Below are 16,723 nucleotides of genomic sequence, written 5' to 3'. Positions count from 1 at the left end.
CCAACATGAGACGAGCCAAGATCGTCGCAACGCTGGGCCCGGCAGTGTCCACGTACGAAAACATCCGCGCCATCATCGATGCGGGTGTCGACGTGACGCGGATGAACCTCAGCCACGGCAGCTATGACGTCCACGAGGCCATCTACGCCAACGTGCGGAAGGCCACCGAGGATTCGGGCCGTGCCGTCGCCGTCCTCGTCGACCTCCAGGGTCCGAAGATCCGCCTCGGCAAGTTCGAGGGCGGACCGTACGACCTCGCCGAAGGCGACATCTTCAAGATCACGACCGAGGACATCCTCGGCACCAAGGAACTCTCCTCCACGACGTTCAAGGGCCTCCCGAACGACGTCAAGGCGGGCGACTTCCTCCTCATCGACGACGGCAAGGTCAAGGTCAAGGTCCTCGAGACCGACGGCACCGTCGTCACGACCGAGGTCATCGTGGCCGGTCCGGTCTCGAACAACAAGGGCATCAACCTGCCCGGCGTCGCCGTGAACGTCCCCGCGCTGAGCGAGAAGGACGAAGCGGATCTCCGTTGGGGCCTCCGCCTCGGTGCAGACCTCATCGCCCTCTCCTTCGTCCGTGACGCGAGCGACATCGTCCGCGTCCACGAGATCATGGCTGAGGAGGGCCGCAAGGTCCCCGTCATCGCCAAGATCGAGAAGCCGCAGGCCGTCGACAACCTCGAAGAGATCGTCGAAGCCTTCGACGCGATCATGGTCGCCCGTGGCGACCTCGGTGTCGAGCTCCCGCTCGAAGCCGTTCCGATCGTGCAGAAGCGTGCCGTCGAGCTGGCTCGTCGTATGGCGAAGCCCGTCATCGTCGCCACGCAGATGCTCGAGTCGATGATCCAGAACCCGATCCCGACGCGTGCCGAGACGTCCGACGTCGCGAACGCAGTCCTCGACGGCGCCGATGCAGTCATGCTCAGCGGCGAGACGAGTGTCGGTCTGTTCCCCGTCATCACCGTGCAGACCATGGCTCGCATCGTGGAGTCGACCGAGGAGCACGGTCTCGACCGTGTCGCCCCGCTCGGCACGAAGCCCCGCACCCAGGGCGGCGCCATCACGCTCGCGGCCGTTGAGGTCGCCGACTTCGTCGGTGCGAAGTTCCTCTGCGTCTTCACCGAGTCCGGTGAGTCCGTGCGTCGTATGGCCCGTCTGCGCAACCGCATCCCGATTCTGGCGTTCACGCCGGACCCGGCGATCCGTCGTCGCATGGCGCTCAACTGGGGCGTCGAGTCCTTCGTCGTGGAGCGTGTGACCCACACCGACCAGATGGTCGCCCAGGTGGACGAGGTCCTCGTCGCCACGGGCAAGGCCCAGGTCGGCGAAAAGGTCATCATCATCTCCGGGTCCCCTCCCGGAATCCCCGGCACCACGAACGACATCCGCGTGCACAAGGTCGGCGACGTCCTCTGATCCACTGCTCGTGAACGAGACCGCCTCGGCGCCCCTCTGGGGAGGCCGGGGCGGTTCTCTGTGTGCGCGGTCGATGCTGCGCTGTGTCCGCGGGATCGACCCGGGCTCGTTGGAGCAGCCTGGGCTTGCAGGTCCGTCTCGGACGGCTGAGGCCGTATCGTGAGGCCATGGAACGCTCGACGAACGGTGATCTCGCAAGCGACTACCGCGCATCGCTCGGGGTGTCCGCTCCCACTCTCCCGCGCGCCGTCATCGGGTCAGAGGGATACCTCGCAGCGAGACTTCCAGTCCTCCCGTTCGCTATGGCAGCGGTCGGGACCGTCGAGGATGCCGCAGATCGTCTTCGTGCCGCGCTTGGCCTCGGCGGACCGGATGCCTCCCGGGCGCCCGCGACCGTCGACCGGGAACGTGTGGCGGCGGCCTACCAGAGCGACAAGCTGCTCCGATTCGATGACGTACCTGTCTCTGCGTTCGCTGCGCTCTCGGGATTCTTCCGAGCGGCCGACGGCTGGATCCGTACGCACGCGAACTATCCGCACCACCACGACCGACTGTGCCGGGTCCTCGGACTTCACGGCGATGCCGGCCGAGCGGATCTCGAACTGGCTGTCTCTCTGAGGACGGCGAGCGATCTCGAAGAAGCGGCCGCAGCTGCCGGTGCGTTGGCGGTCCGCGTGCGGAGCGCGGCCGAGTGGATGAGCGGTTCGCAGTGGGCCTCACTCGTCGCGGAGCCGCTCGTGCGGGTGTCGGGAGCGGGCGCGCCTCCTGGTACGCGTGGGGACAGTCGCCGGCGCGACCGGAGCCGGGGGAGCGGTGAGGGTCATGGCGAGCGTCGTGAACACGGCGCTGGCGGACAGGTCCGTGCCTCGGATTCGAGGCACGGACAGGCGACCGCGCGCTTCCCGCTCGCGGGCGTCCGTGTCCTGGATCTGACCCGGGTGATCGCCGGGCCGGTCGCGACTCGGACGCTCGCTCTGCTCGGGGCCGATGTCCTGCGTGTCGACTCGCCTCGGCTGCCGGAGATCCCGTGGCAGCACGTCGACACCGGTCAAGGCAAACGGACCGTCTCGGTCGATGCCGCGACCCCGGCCGGCGTGCACACGCTGCAGGCACTCCTCGACACGGCCGATGTGCTCGTGACCGGCTATCGGCCGGGCGCGGTCGAGACATTCGGCCTGAGGCGCCCTGAGGGGCTCGTAGAAGCGTCCGTCGACGCGTGGGGAGGTGCTGGCCCGTGGCGTGATCGTCGAGGCTTCGACAGCCTCGTGCAGGCGGCGTCGGGCATCGCTGTGATCGAAGGGTCCGTGGACAGCCCTGGTGCTCTTCCCGCTCAAGCCCTCGACCACTCGAGCGGCTACCTGCTCGCCGCCGCCGTCATCGACTCGCTGGCCGAGCGTCTGGAGACGGGGTCGGGGCGTCGAGTGGCCGTGTCGCTGGCTCGCATCGGTGCTGCTCTGTTCGGTGCTGGTCTGGTCGGCGAGCGTGACGACTCCCGTGGTGACCCGGGTGTTCCTGGTGCTGCTTCTCCTGCTTCTCAGGTTGGTGCTGCTGCTTCTGGTTCTGCTGCGGTTCCGGGGCACGAGTCCATCGTCACGAACATCGTCGACGGTGTGAGGATCACCACTGCGCGTCCGGCATTGGCCGGGTACGACGACTACGCGTTCCCCGCCCACCGGCTCGGTTCAGACACTCCGGAGTGGGCCGAACGAACCCGCTGAACCAGTGCGCTCCGTGACTGCGTGGGGTGGCCGGAGGTGCCGAGCTTCTGAGCACGCGGCTGTGCGTCGCTCATCTACCCTCTGCTCAGGCGGCTTCGCATACGCTGGAGGCATGCGCCTCATCCTCATCAGACACGGTCAGACTCCTTCGAACGTCGCGGGGTTCCTCGACACCGCGATCCCGGGAGCCGACCTCTCGGACCTCGGACGCGAGCAGGCCGCAGCGATCCCCTCGGCGCTCCAGGGTGAGCGCATCGACGCCGTCTACGCATCGACCGCCGCACGTGCGCAGCAAACTGCTGCTCCGCTCGCTGCCGCCATCGGACATGACGTCATCCTTCGAGACGGACTCCGTGAAATCCACGCCGGTGACAACGAGATGCGCAACGACATGCCTGCCGTCGAGGTGTACATGCACGCGATCGTCACGTGGGCGAGGGGTGACATGGAACATCGGATGCCGGGCGGAGAGAGCGGAACCGAAGTCTTCGATCGATTCGACACGGTCATCGAGGAGATCGCCATGAGTGGCCTTGAGACCGTGGTCGTCGTGAGCCATGGTGCGATGCTGCGCACCTGGGTGGGCCTCCGTTCCACGAACGTCGATGCGGCGTTCGTCGCGGCTCACCCCATCACGAACACGGGCGTTCTCGTTGTCACGGGAAGTCCCGCCGATGGGTGGACGGTCGAGAGTTGGTCCGGTGACGCCGGCGGCGGGCTCGATCTCACCGAGACGGCTGCCGATGGTCCTGCAGCAGAGGTCACGTCCCGCGGCTTCTGAGGTTCGTCGGCTCGGCAGCCTGCCGAACTCCGGTCCCTGAGCCTGTCGAAGGGCAACCCCTCCCGTGCGCCGCACTCCGGTCCCTGAGCCTGTCGAAGGGCAACCCCTCCCGTGCGCCGCACTCCGGTCCCTGAGCTTGTCGAAGGGCAACCCTCCCGCGCGCCGCACCCCGTTCCCTGAGCCTGTCGAAGGGCAACACTCGACGGATCAGATCACCGCATCTCGGTGACACTCGTTGGGAAAACATCCCAGATCAGCGCGATATTCGACACGTGTATCAGTGTCGGTGGTCGATGCGATGATCTTTCCATGACCCTCACCGCCCCACCTACCGCGACCGGCTCGGCCGAGCCCGGCGCTCTGGCCGCGGTCGATGCGGCCCTCGGCCGGTTGACACGGTGTGGGACGGTGCCCGGCCCGCCTTCGGACATTCGACTCCGGCTGCTGGTGCTGGTGCTGCGATTGCGGGATCGAGTGGTCTTGTTGCGGTGGAGCTTGAGTCCATGGACGATCCGGGGTTGCTCCGGGTCGGTGAGGAGCTCGGTGCGCTCCAGCACGCGCTCGATGCCGCCCAAGCGGCCTGGGCTGGCACGGTTGCTGCGCGTTCCGGGAAGGAACGTGGCGGTGACGGGCTCGCGAAAGCACACGGGTATTCGTCTCCAGTAGCCCTGCTTGCGGACCGGTGGCGGATCGCCCCCGCCCGCGCCGCCGTCCTGGTCGACGTGGGCAGCGCCATCGTTCCGAAGCGCACGTTCCTGGGCGAGGTGCAGGAGTGCGAGTTCCCAGGCATTGCCGAGGCCATCCGGCCGGCGGCACCCTCGGCGGACACCGCCGTCTCGCAGGGTCCCGCCGTGGGTGCCGCCCCGGTGGCCCTGACCGTTGATGCTGCGGCTGCGATGGTCCGTGAGCTCCGGCTCGGTGCCCGCGTCGCCACCACCTTGAAGACCGCTGCGGTGGAGCGGGTCTTGGTCGAGCACTGTTCCGGGGTGTCGCCTGGGGATGCGAGGAAGGCGGCGGTGCGTGCGCGGATGATCCTTGACCAGGACGGCGCCCAACCCCGGGAGCAGATGCTGCACTCGCGCCGGTCGTTGCGGATCCTGGAACTGCCGGGCGGGATGACGAAACTCACCGCGGTCCTGGATCCCGCGTCGGCGATGTGGGTGCGTGGCGCGATCGATGCCGTCGTCAGCACAGCCCTCCGCACCCCACACTTCGTCGACACCGCAGATCCCGCCGATAGTGGAAGCGGCGCTTGCCCAAGCGGTTCATCGGCCTCCGACACTGGCACATCCTCCGACACTGGCGGATCCTCCGACACTGAACAGGACCCAGCCGCCCCTGCTGACATGCCCGAACCCCGCACCCTCGAACAGCTCCGTCTCGATGCACTCGTGGACACCTGCCGACACGTCGCCGGCTGCACCGAAGCCGCCAATCAACTCGCACCCGTCAGCATCGTGATCCGCATGGACCTTGACGACCTCACCCACAGCATCGGGGCAGCGCATATCGACGGCATCACCGAACCCATCACCGCCAACACCGTCCGCAGGATCGCCGGCGACGCGAACCTCATCCCCGCCATCCTCACCGGACCCTCCCAAATCCTCGACCTCGGGCATGCCCGACGCCTGTTCAGTCCGGGTCAGAAGATCGCCCTCGCCGAACGCGACGGCGGCTGCGCCTGGACCGGATGCCCACACCCACCCGCCTACACCCAAGCCCACCACATCACCTGGTGGTCAACCGGCGGCACCACCAACCTCAACAACGGCATCCTGCTCTGCTCACACCACCACCATCGGGTGCACGCCGACGGGTGGGACATCCGGATCCGTGACGAGTCCCCGTGGTTCATCCCACCAGCCCACCTCGACCGGACACGAACCCCACGACGCGGCGGCACCCTCCACCCCAACAACACCGGATAACCCGTACCAACCCACCCCAGACCCCAACCCTTCGACAAGCTCAGGGACCAGACCCTGCCCACAGTCGCCCGACCCCGGTCACTGAGCCTGTCGAAGTGCTAGACCCCCACCGCCAAGGACCCCACCCCTCGACAAGCTCAGGGACCAGAGGAAAGCGGCCCAGGATCAAAGGGTCAGCGCAGTGACGAAACGCGAGCTCGGGTGCCGGCGAGCACGACGTCCGCCACAATGGAAGCATGCGTTACACGAAGCTCGGCTCCACTGGCCTCGACATCTCGGTCCTCGCCCTCGGCTGCATGACGTTCGGTGAACCCGAACGCGGAAGCCACCCGTGGACCCTCACCGAAGTCGCGAGTCGACCGCTGCTCCGCCAGGCGGTCGAAGCGGGCATCAACTTCTTCGACACGGCCAACGTGTACTCGGACGGGTCGAGCGAAGAGATCATCGGACGGGCACTCGCGGAGTACAGCCGCCGCGACGAGACGGTCATCGCAACGAAGGTCCACGGACGCATGCGTTCAGGGCCCAACGGAGGCGGACTCTCCCGGAAGGCGATCTTCACCGAGCTCGACGCGAGTCTCAGCAGGCTCGGCACGGACTACGTCGATCTGTACCAGATCCACCGCTGGGATCCCACGACTCCCATCGAAGAGACGCTCGAAGCGCTCAACGATGTCGTCAAGGCAGGCAAGGTCCGGTATCTCGGTGCATCATCGATGGCCGCGTGGCAGTTCAGCAAGGCCCTCCACCTGCAGGAACGCAACGGGTGGAGCCGCTTCGTGAGCATGCAGGATCACTACAACCTCATCAGCCGTGAAGAGGAACGCGAGATGTTCCCGCTCTGCGAGGACGCAGGCATCGGCGTCATCCCGTGGAGCCCACTCGCTCGCGGCAAGCTCACTCGACCTTGGGACGAGGCCTCCGTCAGATCCGAGAGCGACGTCTTCAACGGAGTCCTGTACACGAGCGACGACAACGATCGCGAGATCGCAGGAGTCGTCGCGGACATCGCAACCGAACGAGGAGTGAGCCGAGCCCAAATCGCTCTCGCCTGGGTGTCCGCGAACCCGGTCGTCTCAGCGCCCATCATCGGTGCCTCGAAACCGGAACACCTCGACGACGCCCTCGCGTCGCTCGACTTCGAACTGACCGACGACGAGCTGACTCGCCTCGAGAGCCCGTACCGACCGCATCCCGTCACCGGATACTGATGGAACAGCGAACGACGCCCGAGACACAATCGGTGCGGCGCCCGCCGTCCGCGGCACAGGCGGCGACCGCAACACGACAACAGGCAGCACCACGACAACAGGCAGCACCGTCAGGACAGGCAGCGCTGACGCCGACGACGGCAGGCCGATGATGGCAAAACGAACGAAACGTACAGCACCGGCTCAGCCGACGACAGAGCTGAAACGCTCCGGTGAGGCGCACGGCGTCGACCCGACCAATCCTTCGAAGCCCGAGGAGCTCACAAAGCCCGAGGAGCCCACGAAGCCCGCGAAAGCGACGGCATCTGCCAAACCCACCAAACCCACCAAACGCGCCGAGCGAGCCGTCCGCGCCGCGAAGACGAATCTGTCGAAGGGCGCTCGTCGTGCCGAACGGACCGCTGAACGTTCAGCCGAATGGCTCAACGAGTTGACCGCCGAACCTCCGCTGCCGTCGTCGCACGCAGGAACGACTCAACCCGGCCGCAGACGGCTCCGACCCGGGGCGTGGGGCTGGGCCGTTGTGCTCATCGCATCGATCACACTGCTCTCGGTCGAGTCATCGGTGGGAGCGGCCCTATCAGCTGTTCCGGTCGGGGCAGCACTCCTGCTCGCCTTCGCGCACTCCGGCTCACTGCTGCTCGTCCTGGTACGGCCCGGAGCCGCAGGCATCGTTGGGGTCGTCGCCGTCGCGCTCTTCGCGTTGCTCTCGATCGGAGCAGCCGACGCACCCTGGCCGTGGCCGATACCGGTGATGCTCACGCAGATCCTGCTGATCGGACTGCTCGGCCTTCGAGCACGTTGGCAGATCGGTGCGTTGACATGGCTCGCAGGTCTCGCCATTTCGAGTTCCCTCGTGATCGTGATGCCTCACGATCACAACTCGAACTCGACGACGGCCAACATCGTCGTAGCAACGATCTTGTCCGCGTTCACCCTTGTCGTCGGGATCGTGGTCCGCCAGTGGCAGGGCATCCGATCACAGCTGTTGCAGGAACGACAGATGACGGCGGAAGAGCACTCGCGTCGCGTCATCGCGGAGGAGAAAACACGGATCGCACGCGAGCTGCACGACATCATCGCCCACAGCATGTCGATCATCAACGTGCAGGCGACGACGGCGCAGTATCGGCACGCGAACGTCGACGCGGCATTGGTGACCGAGTTCGACGACATCGCAGCGTCCTCTCGTCAGGCGCTCACGGAGATGCGAACCCTGCTGGGTGTGCTCCGTGACGATGGAGCGGAACGACAGCTCGCCCCGCAGCCCGGGCTCGACGACATCGAAACGCTCGTCAGCAACGCGGAGCGTGCAGGACTGAGGGTGACGCTCGAGTGGACGTCTCCACGAGGATCGCTCCGGTTGAGTGATGTCACCGGCCTCGTCGCGTATCGCATCGCTCAGGAGGCACTGAGCAACGTGATCCGCCACGCGCCGGACACCGATGTCACCGTGCGGCTCGATCGCGTCGGACGGACACTTCGAGTCCGGGTCATGAACGACGCACCCGGAGGATCGATTCCCGGCGAGGCGGTCGCGCTCTTCGCGGACGTGTCCCGTCTCACGTCACGCGGACACGGACTCCGCGGAATGCGCGAGCGAGCGTCGAGCGTCGGTGGAACGGTCACCTTCGGACCGAACCACGACGGAGGTTTCGAAGTCATCGCCGTCGTGCCGTTGCTGAGCGATACGCCTGCTGCAGCGTCCGCTCCGGCAGCTGATCCGACCGCCCCCATGCCCGACCCACAAGACGCAAGCCCCGCAACTCCCTCGAACCCCGAACCTGGAGCCACCACATGACCATCACGATCGTGATCGCCGACGACCAGGCGATGGTGCGGGCAGGGTTCGCAGCACTCCTCGACGCCCAACCCGGGATGCAGGTCGTCGGCCAGGCACAGGACGGCGCCGAGTGCGTCGCCCTCGTCCACGAGCTGCACCCCGACGTCGTCCTGATGGACGTGCGCATGCCGGTGCTCAACGGCATCGATGCGACGAGACAACTGCTGGGCGGTGGACTGGGCTCCTCCGACGGACTGATCGGAGCGGGGAACCCCACCGGACCGGCAAGTGTTCCTGGCGCCGGTGCCGCACCAGGGACTGGATCCGCAGCCTCACCCGTCGCGGCCAACGGCATCACGTGCGCACCGCTCCCGCGCATCATCATGCTGACCACGTTCGACATCGACGACTACGTGTACGAAGCGCTCCGAGCCGGAGCGAGCGGATTCCTGCTGAAGGACGCACTGCCGGGTGATCTCGTTTCAGCCGTCCAGGTCGTCGCACGAGGCGATGCGCTCTTGGCTCCGAGCATCACTCGCCGGATGATCGAGCAGTTCGCCAAGATTCCCGCAGAGCAGAGGCCGACTCCACGGAGTCTCGTCGAGCTGACCGAGCGGGAACGAGAAGTCCTCATCCTCGTCGCGAAGGGGCTGTCGAATCAGGAAGCAGCGGATGAACTCTTCATCGCCGAGCAGACGGTGAAGACGCACGTGAGCAGGATCTTCGCAAAACTCCAGGTCCGGGATCGGGCTCAGGCGGTCATCGCGGCGTACGAATCAGGCCTCGTCGTTCCCTCTGCGGAGTAGCCGAGCCTCGGCGGTGAAGCCATCCGGGGCGACGTGTGCTGAAACGCGTGGTTCTAACAGGTTGATCCGGTGAACTGTTCGACGGCCTGTTCGACGGCCTGTTCGACGGCCTGTTCGATGGAGTGCTCGATGGACTGCTAGTCGACCTGATCTCGCGGCGTGATCCCACGAGTCGCACAGCGACACTGAGGAGGAGTGTTCCCGTGACGGCGGTAAGCACGGTGAAGCCACCGATCAGCACACCGAGCACTCCGGCGATGGCGAGTACGACGGCTGTTGCCGTCCGGATCCCAGGGCGTCGTGTCGGACTCGGTGTCGGCCCAGGCGACCCGCCCGCCGAGCGACGCTCGAAACGACCCATGATCGAGGCGACGGGAACGAGCGTCACGAGGATGGTCCCGAGCCAGACACCCCTCGTCAGCCACCACGGTCCACTCAGCGGCTCAGGCCAGACGACACCACTGAAGAGCAGCACGGCCGCGATGATGACGAGCACGGGCATGTGCCAGAGGTAGATCGTCATCGAACGCGAGCCGACGGCCTCAACCATCCTCCGCACCTGCGGATCGGCGGCGGCCGCCGTCAGCCGTGGATGCAGGACCCCGAGCGCGAATGCCTGCGCGAGCCCGAGGAGGATGAGCGCACTCGTCGGCGGGTTGAGAGCGTCGTACATGTCCGGGGAGGAGAGTCCCACGAGCCAGAGCACGAGGAGAGCGGTGAGCGAAGCGACGATGCCGCCGACCGCTCGGGCCGGACTGCACCTCGTGAACGCACCGTCGGCCCACCAGAAGCCGAGCTGCTGCACGGCCAGCCAGACGAACCCCAGGTTGAGGTACCCGAGTCCTTCGATGCCGGTCGCGGTCCGAAGGATGTCGACCAGGAGCGCCGCACCCGCCAGAGTGATGATCGAGCGACGAGGCGCTCGATCGTGCGCGGCCGCGAACACCGGTACGAGACTCGACACACCCAGGTAGACGGCGAGGAACCAGAGCGGTTGCGCCATCCGGAAGCCGAGTTGGGCGAGGAGATCGGGCGACACACCCGCGATCGACGCGACGACAAGGCCTCCCGCGATCGTCCCGAACACCACGATGGCCGGACGTGCGAGACGTTCGAGTCTGCTTCGGACGAACTCGACGGCCGAGCCACCGCGGGCCTGGACCCGACGCCACTGCGAGAGGCCGGCGAAGCCACCGACGATGAAGAACAACGGCATGACCTGCACGAGCCAGCTGAGCGGAACGAACCACGGCTGATCTTCGAGCGCATTCGTGACGACCACCTGACGCGAAGGACCGACACTGATCCCCGCCATCATGCCGTGGAGGAGGACGACCACAACGAGGCTCACGGATCGGACCAGATCGAGCGCCCGATCACGGGTGGATGGCGCATTCGACTGCTCTCGGGAGAGAACGAAACGGGAGAGAGCGAAACGGGGGAGACGGCGGGATGCGTCAACGCTGGAAGAGCGCCGGATGATCGGGTCGGTCGTGGTCATGCCGGGGCTCCAGAGGTCGTGCGAGTGGGTGCCTCTGCAGCCTAGGAAGCGAGGCCGGGGCCCCGCGTCGGTCCCTGGCGCTGACCTGAGCCAGTACTCCGGTAGGTGGTCGGCCCGAAGGAGTCCGTGGTGTCACCACTGGGTATGACGTGCACCGACCGAAGACGCGCAGCCCGCCGGCTCCAGCTGCACGTCTCACTAGCTGCGCTGCCTCACCAACTGCACCGCACCACCAGCTGCCCTGTGCTCGCCTCAGCGCTCCTCGACGACGTCGTCCGGGTCCTTGTCCGTGCGCCATCCACGCCAGGCAGGCTGCCGCAGACGGTGTTCGGGGGTCCACTCCGCGAAGGACACCTCACCCACGAGCTCGGGTGTGATCCAGTGGGCATCGGATGCATCGGCACGAGGGACGTCGTGGAACGGAGTCGTCTTGCGTGACATCGCGGCGAATCGCTCGGTGAGCTCCACGAGTTCACGCTCCCGGAACCCGGTTCCGACTCGTCCCGCGTACCGGAGGCCGTCACCGTCGGGGATGCCCATGAGCAACGAACCGACGGCGCCGCTTCGACGACCACGGCCCGGACGCCACCCCCCGATCACGACTTCCTGCGACCGCTGATGCTTGATCTTGATCCAGGAGCCGCTGCGCCGACCGGGACGGTAGGCGGCGTCCCGTTCCTTCGCCATGATGCCCTCGAGCCCGAGTTCGCGGCTGCTGGAGACGGCGGCTTCCAGGTCGCCGTCGAACGCCGGAGGAACCTCCACGACACCGCCTTCCACGTTGAGTTCTTCGAGCAGCTGACGTCGCTCGTCGTACGTCCGCTTCGTGAGGTCGTCACCGTTGCGTGACAGCACGTCGAACAGCAAGTACCGGACAGGTGTCTTCGTCCGCTCACGGTCGACGTCCGCGTGTGCCGTGAGCTGCATCCGACGCTGCAGAAGCGAGAAGTCGGGCCGCCCCGTGTGGTCGAGCGCGACGATCTCACCGTCGAGGACCAGATCACCCGATGCCTTCGTGGTCGCCGCTTCGCTGCTCTGGATCGTTCGTAAGGCTTCGACGACCTCCGGATAGCTCGGGGTCAGGTCCTTGCCGTTGCGGCTCGTGAGCACGATGCGATCGGATCGTTCGATCGTGGCGATCGCCCTGATGCCGTCCCACTTCATCTCGAATGCCCACTCGGTTTCGTCCTCGACGTCCATCGCGGATCCGACGGAGGCGAGCATGGGTGCGACCGCTCCCGGAACGGAGCGTGTTCCACTGCCGGCGGTCGGCTTCGACGACGACCAACGGCTGGAACTCGAGCCCGAGCCGTGCGATCCCGACGATGCGGAGCTGTGCGATGCGGAGCTGTGCGATGCGGAGTTGCGCGATGCGGAGCCAGCATCGGTCCCCGCCGGCTTCATGAGGTGGATGAGCCAGTTCTGCTTCGCCCCATGACTGGACTCGGAGCCTGCGACGCCAGACCCGCCAGACCCGCCAGACCCGCCAGACCCACCACGGCCGCTCCCGCCACCGCTCGTCCGGATGAGCGCGAACCGCTTCGGACCGGCAGGTTCGACGGCGTCGAGCCCGCCACCCGGGTCGCCGTGCAGCGTCACGATCACTTCATCGTCACGCCATTTCTCGAGTTCGTACTCGCCGGCATCCCAGATCTCGACGTCGCCTGCCCCGTACTCGCCGTTCGGGATCGTCCCCTCGAATGCACCGTATTCGAGCGGATGGTCCTCCGTCTGCACCGCGAGGTGGTTCTGCTTCGGGTCGGTCGGAACGCCCTTCGGAAGGGCCCAGGACACGAGGACTCCATCGTGTTCGAGCCGGAAGTCGTAGTGGAGGTTCCTCGCATCGTGGCGTTGGATCACGAAGCTCTGGCCTGAAGTCGTTTCCGGAACGTCCGCCGGGACGGGCTCCGGGGTCTTCGATCCGTCTCGTTTGCTGCGGTACGTGACGAGACGATCACCCGCACCGCCGGCCTCACTCGGCATCGTGATCGACGCACGAACGTTGTCGAGCGCCGCGAGCGGATCCTTGCGACGTTTGATACGTCGGAGGACATCGTTCATCTCGAGCTGCTCGAGTCCTCCAGCGTTCACTTCCTTCCACGTGCGCGGTGCGGCTACCATCGGCCGGAATCGCCCTCGGAGCGAATACGGAGCGACCGTCGTCTTCGAGCCGTTGTTCTGGCTCCAGTCGACGAGGACTCTTCCCGTCCGAAGGCTCTTCTTCATGTCGCTCACGACGAGTTTCGGGTGATCGGCTTCGAGCGAGCGCGCCAGTTCATGAGCGACGAGGGCGACCTCATCCGACGTCTGTTTGCCATCGAGCGCCGCATAGAGGTGGATCCCTTTGGACCCACTCGTGACGGGGACGGGATCGAGGCCCATGCCCCGCAGGAGCGAGCGCGCATAGCCGGCAACTTCGGCGCAATCATCGAGTGTTGCTCCGTCACCGGGGTCAAGGTCGAGGACGAACCGATCCGGATTCCGTCGTGCTCCCGTGCGTCCGAACCGCCACTGGGGCACGTGGATCTCGAGTGCAGCGATCTGGCCGAACCAGGTGAGCGTCGCCAGATCGTTGACGAGCGGATACTCGTTCGAATGGTCGCTGTGTTCGATCGTCCGTCGCCTGACCCAGCTCGGTGTCGACTCGTCGAGGTTCTTCTGGAAGAAGACCTGACCGGGATGCTCGGGCGTTCCGACACCGTGGACCCAGCGCTTGCGTGTCGCCGGGCGATCCTTCGTGTGCGGGATGAGCACCTCCGCGACGGCCGCATAGTAGGCGAGCACATCGCCCTTGGTGGTACCCGTCTCCGGATACATCACCTTCTCGAGGTTGGTCAGTTTCAGACGGTGTCCGTCGATGGTGACCTGCTGCGCGCTCGTGTCCGTCGCCATCGCCCCATGGTGCTCCGTCCGGGCGTCAAGGGCTACCCCTTGACAGTCCAACGGGTGTCTACTGGTGCACAAGGGCAGTGCTGATGCACGAGGGCAGCGCTGGCGGACAGGTGGTAGCTGCTGAACAGCCGTCGGCGGCGGGGCGATCGGGAGGCACAGACATGAGAGCGATCTGGAAGGGCGCCGTCACGTTCGGCCTCGTCAACGTGCCCGTGAAGGTCTACAGCGCCACCGAGGACCACGACGTCGAACTCCATCAGGTCCACGACAAGGACGGAGGACGCATCCGTTACCAACGCCGGTGCGAGGTGTGCGGGAAGGTCGTCACCTACGAGCACATCGACAAAGCGTATGCGGACGGTGAACGGACCGTCATCCTCACCGACGAGGACTTGGCCTCGTTGCCCGCCGAGCGAAGCCGCGAGATCGATGTCGTGGAGTTCGTGGGGAGCGATGAGATCGATCCGATCATGTTCGACCGGAGCTACTTCCTCGAACCGGACTCGAGTTCCTCGAAGGCGTATGTGCTGCTCCGCAGGACGCTCGAGGAGACGGAACGCACCGCCATCGTGAGGTTCGCACTCCGGCAGAAGACCCGACTCGGAGCACTTCGTGTTCGCGGTGACGTCATCATGCTTCAATCCCTCCTCTGGGACGACGAGGTCCGTGAGGCCAGGTTCCCCGCACTCGAGGAGTCGGTACGGATCTCCGCGAAGGAACTGGAGATGTCAGAAGCGCTCGTCGAATCGTTCTCCTCCCGGTTCCGGCCCGATGCGTTCACCGACGAGTACCAGGCGCAACTGAGGCAGCTCATCGACGCGAAACTCGAACAGGGCGATGCCGTCGACACCGATGCGACGTTCGGTGTGCAGCCCGAAGAGGACGGAGGAGGCGAGACGATCGATCTCATGGAGGCGTTGCGACGGAGCGTCGAGAAGCAGCGCGGCGGCTCGAAGAGTTCAGGGTCCAAGCGTTCAGGGTCCAAGCGTTCAGGGTCCAAGCGTTCAGGATCGAAGGTCGCTGCCTCGAAGAAGCCGGCTTCGAGTGCTCGGAGCGATGGTGCGGCGGCCACGAGCGCATCGAAGACCGCATCGAAGACCGCATCGAAGCGCGCGACCGCCGCAAAGCCCGCCGCCACGAAGCGGACGAGTACGACGGAGGCGAGTGAGCCAGAGCAGGCGACAGCCTGAGCCGCGACGCCGTGTGCATCATCGCCGCCAGGAGATTGCGGGGCCCGGCGAGCAGTTGCCGGGATGTCCGTCACCGTGCCGGGACGGATGCGAAGTTGCACGGGCACGTGCCAAGCTGAAGGGGTGTACCGGGAGCGACGATCGGCCATCACGGGTGCGATGGTGTGGACCTCGTCGTCCGAGGTCGCCGGAACGAACCGAATCCTGCCCGACGGGTGCATGGACCTCATCTGGGTGAACGGAGCACTCGTCGTCTCCGGACCCGACCTGTTCGCCCGCACCTCAGCGTCAACGGGGCCGTCGCTCGCTGTCGGGCTCAGGCTGCCTCCCGGGCTGGCACCCCTCATCTTCGGCGTCGGGGCGCACGAACTCGTCGGGTCGGTCACGGAGTTCGCTGCGCTCGTCGGCGATCGTCGGGCGCACCGGCTCGAGGAACACATCCGACGGGTGAGCGCGGCGCCTGTCACGAATACGGCACCTGTCTCAAATATGGCACCTGTCACGACTTCGGCGGCAGGAGAAGCGACCATGCGGGCGGTGACGACGAGGACGACGGGAACGACGGACACACCCGGGCTGCTGAGCCGGTTCCTCGAGGATGAGGTCCGTCAACTGCTCGTCGAGCGGACGGGATCCGACGTGCACCACCTCAATGACGGCTCGCACCCCGAGCTGCGCATCCCAGCGATGCTCGCTCGTGGGCTCTCGGTCGCGGATGTCGCCGCGGAGATCGGCTATTCGCCACGACAGCTGCAACGCAGGAGTCTGGAGGCATTCGGCTACGGCACGAAGACGCTCGATGCGATCCTTCGCTTCCAGCGTGCCGCTGAACTGCTGCGCACGGGGGCTGCCCTGGCGTGCATCGCGGCAACCGCCGGATACGCGGACCAATCCCATCTCTCGCGATCGATCACGCGATTCGCCGGGGTGTCGCCGACCCTCCTCCAGGCTGATCTCTGAGCAGTCGGGCTGATCTCTGAGCAGTCGGGCTGATCTCTGAGCAGTCGGGCTGATCTCTGAGCAGTCAGGCTGATCTCTGAGCAGTCAGGCTGATCTCTGAGCAGTCGGGAAGGGCCTTCAGGCCAGCGGAGCGAACAGGTCGACGGTGTTCCCATCTGGATCGGTCACGACGGCGTAGCGCTGCCCCCAGAACGCATCCCACGGCTCACGGTGGACGGCGAAACCGGCGGTCGCGAGTTCCGTGGTCTTCTGATCGACGGCAGCGGGGGAGTCGCAGAGCACGGCTGGTGCGATGCGGTGACCGCCCGTCGGAGCGGTCCAGTCCGGATCGAAGGAGCGGATGACATCCACGGTGTCCCACGCCAGTCGCAATCCACCAGGGAGCACGATCTCGACGTGCTGCTCGGCATCGGCCTCCGCCGGGATGTCGAGGCCGAGACGGCGATAGAAGTCGAGCGAACGAGCCATGTCGTCCACCACGAAGCCGAAGAGGTCCAGTCGAAGTTCCATGTCTCCAGGCTAGGTGGAC

12 protein-coding genes are annotated in these 16,723 nt (G+C 66.2%); 9 read left to right on the top strand and 3 right to left on the bottom strand.

Annotated elements, in window-relative coordinates:
- Positions 1 to 5 precede the first annotated feature (5 nt).
- From pyk to ACQ3HB_RS15850, 7 genes are all read left to right on the top strand, one after another.
- On the top strand, positions 6 to 1,421 hold the full coding sequence (gene pyk / locus ACQ3HB_RS15880; RefSeq protein WP_430921246.1) for a pyruvate kinase: 1,416 nt from the start codon (positions 6 to 8) through the stop codon (positions 1,419 to 1,421).
- 167 nt (positions 1,422 to 1,588) lie between these two features.
- Positions 1,589 to 3,139 carry a CoA transferase gene (locus ACQ3HB_RS15875; RefSeq protein WP_430921245.1) on the top strand — a complete coding sequence of 517 codons (1,551 nt, stop codon included), beginning with the start codon at positions 1,589 to 1,591 and terminating at the stop codon, positions 3,137 to 3,139.
- Between the two features lie 112 nt (positions 3,140 to 3,251).
- On the top strand, positions 3,252 to 3,920 hold the full coding sequence (locus ACQ3HB_RS15870) for a histidine phosphatase family protein (RefSeq protein ID WP_430921244.1): 669 nt from the start codon (positions 3,252 to 3,254) through the stop codon (positions 3,918 to 3,920).
- 503 nt (positions 3,921 to 4,423) lie between these two features.
- On the top strand, positions 4,424 to 5,851 hold the full coding sequence (locus ACQ3HB_RS15865) for an HNH endonuclease signature motif containing protein (RefSeq protein ID WP_430921243.1): 1,428 nt from the start codon (positions 4,424 to 4,426) through the stop codon (positions 5,849 to 5,851).
- Positions 5,852 to 6,087: 236 nt separating this feature from the next.
- Positions 6,088 to 7,062 carry an aldo/keto reductase gene (locus ACQ3HB_RS15860; RefSeq protein WP_430921242.1) on the top strand — a complete coding sequence of 325 codons (975 nt, stop codon included), beginning with the start codon at positions 6,088 to 6,090 and terminating at the stop codon, positions 7,060 to 7,062.
- Positions 7,063 to 7,213: 151 nt separating this feature from the next.
- Positions 7,214 to 8,863, top strand: coding sequence for a sensor histidine kinase (locus tag ACQ3HB_RS15855; RefSeq protein WP_430921240.1), 1,650 nt, complete (start codon positions 7,214 to 7,216; stop codon positions 8,861 to 8,863).
- Positions 8,860 to 9,651 (top strand): response regulator, encoded by a 792-nt coding sequence (locus ACQ3HB_RS15850; RefSeq protein ID WP_430921239.1) that lies wholly within the window; start codon positions 8,860 to 8,862, stop codon positions 9,649 to 9,651. Before ACQ3HB_RS15855 ends, ACQ3HB_RS15850 begins: the two co-directional genes overlap by 4 nt.
- Here the strand turns inward: ACQ3HB_RS15850 and ACQ3HB_RS15845 are convergent.
- Both ACQ3HB_RS15845 and ACQ3HB_RS15840 read right to left on the bottom strand, forming a co-directional pair.
- Entirely contained in the window at positions 9,605 to 11,152 is a 1,548-nt protein-coding gene (locus ACQ3HB_RS15845) for an acyltransferase family protein (RefSeq protein ID WP_430921237.1), read from the bottom strand. The two genes, ACQ3HB_RS15850 and ACQ3HB_RS15845, sit on opposite strands and share 47 nt — an antisense overlap.
- Positions 11,153 to 11,404: 252 nt before the next feature.
- Positions 11,405 to 14,044 (bottom strand): ATP-dependent DNA ligase, encoded by a 2,640-nt coding sequence (locus ACQ3HB_RS15840; protein WP_430921235.1) that lies wholly within the window; start codon positions 14,042 to 14,044, stop codon positions 11,405 to 11,407.
- 161 nt (positions 14,045 to 14,205) lie between these two features.
- Here ACQ3HB_RS15840 and ku point away from each other — a divergent pair, with 161 nt between their 5' ends.
- The gene (ku, locus tag ACQ3HB_RS15835) at positions 14,206 to 15,234 is read left to right on the top strand and encodes a non-homologous end joining protein Ku (protein WP_430921233.1); all 1,029 of its coding nucleotides are present in this window, start codon (positions 14,206 to 14,208) and stop codon (positions 15,232 to 15,234) included.
- 123 nt (positions 15,235 to 15,357) lie between these two features.
- The gene (locus tag ACQ3HB_RS15830) at positions 15,358 to 16,194 is read left to right on the top strand and encodes a helix-turn-helix domain-containing protein (RefSeq protein ID WP_430921232.1); all 837 of its coding nucleotides are present in this window, start codon (positions 15,358 to 15,360) and stop codon (positions 16,192 to 16,194) included.
- 117 nt (positions 16,195 to 16,311) lie between these two features.
- On the opposite strand, the gene ACQ3HB_RS15825 is transcribed toward ACQ3HB_RS15830, so the two are convergent.
- Positions 16,312 to 16,704 (bottom strand): VOC family protein, encoded by a 393-nt coding sequence (locus ACQ3HB_RS15825; protein WP_430921231.1) that lies wholly within the window; start codon positions 16,702 to 16,704, stop codon positions 16,312 to 16,314.
- Positions 16,705 to 16,723 lie beyond the last annotated feature (19 nt).

Source organism: Plantibacter lichenum (assembly GCF_050587525.1).
Taxonomy (GTDB): Bacteria; Actinomycetota; Actinomycetes; order Actinomycetales; family Microbacteriaceae; genus Plantibacter.
The sequence above is the reverse complement of the archived record's forward strand: the minus strand, read 5'-3'. Positions and strand labels throughout refer to the sequence as shown.

What these genes read in the sequence shown, in the direction of transcription:
- pyk (WP_430921246.1), top strand. Translation starts at nt 6, where the DNA reads ATGAGACGAGCCAAGATCGTCGCAACGCTGGGCCCGGCAGTGTCCACG.
- ACQ3HB_RS15840 (WP_430921235.1), bottom strand. Translation starts at nt 14,044, where the DNA reads ATGGCGACGGACACGAGCGCGCAGCAGGTCACCATCGACGGACACCGT.
- ACQ3HB_RS15875 (WP_430921245.1), top strand. Translation starts at nt 1,589, where the DNA reads ATGGAACGCTCGACGAACGGTGATCTCGCAAGCGACTACCGCGCATCG.
- ACQ3HB_RS15870 (WP_430921244.1), top strand. Translation starts at nt 3,252, where the DNA reads ATGCGCCTCATCCTCATCAGACACGGTCAGACTCCTTCGAACGTCGCG.
- ACQ3HB_RS15865 (WP_430921243.1), top strand. Translation starts at nt 4,424, where the DNA reads ATGGACGATCCGGGGTTGCTCCGGGTCGGTGAGGAGCTCGGTGCGCTC.
- ACQ3HB_RS15825 (WP_430921231.1), bottom strand. Translation starts at nt 16,704, where the DNA reads ATGGAACTTCGACTGGACCTCTTCGGCTTCGTGGTGGACGACATGGCT.
- ACQ3HB_RS15860 (WP_430921242.1), top strand. Translation starts at nt 6,088, where the DNA reads ATGCGTTACACGAAGCTCGGCTCCACTGGCCTCGACATCTCGGTCCTC.
- ACQ3HB_RS15845 (WP_430921237.1), bottom strand. Translation starts at nt 11,152, where the DNA reads ATGACCACGACCGACCCGATCATCCGGCGCTCTTCCAGCGTTGACGCA.
- ACQ3HB_RS15855 (WP_430921240.1), top strand. Translation starts at nt 7,214, where the DNA reads ATGGCAAAACGAACGAAACGTACAGCACCGGCTCAGCCGACGACAGAG.
- ACQ3HB_RS15850 (WP_430921239.1), top strand. Translation starts at nt 8,860, where the DNA reads ATGACCATCACGATCGTGATCGCCGACGACCAGGCGATGGTGCGGGCA.
- ku (WP_430921233.1), top strand. Translation starts at nt 14,206, where the DNA reads ATGAGAGCGATCTGGAAGGGCGCCGTCACGTTCGGCCTCGTCAACGTG.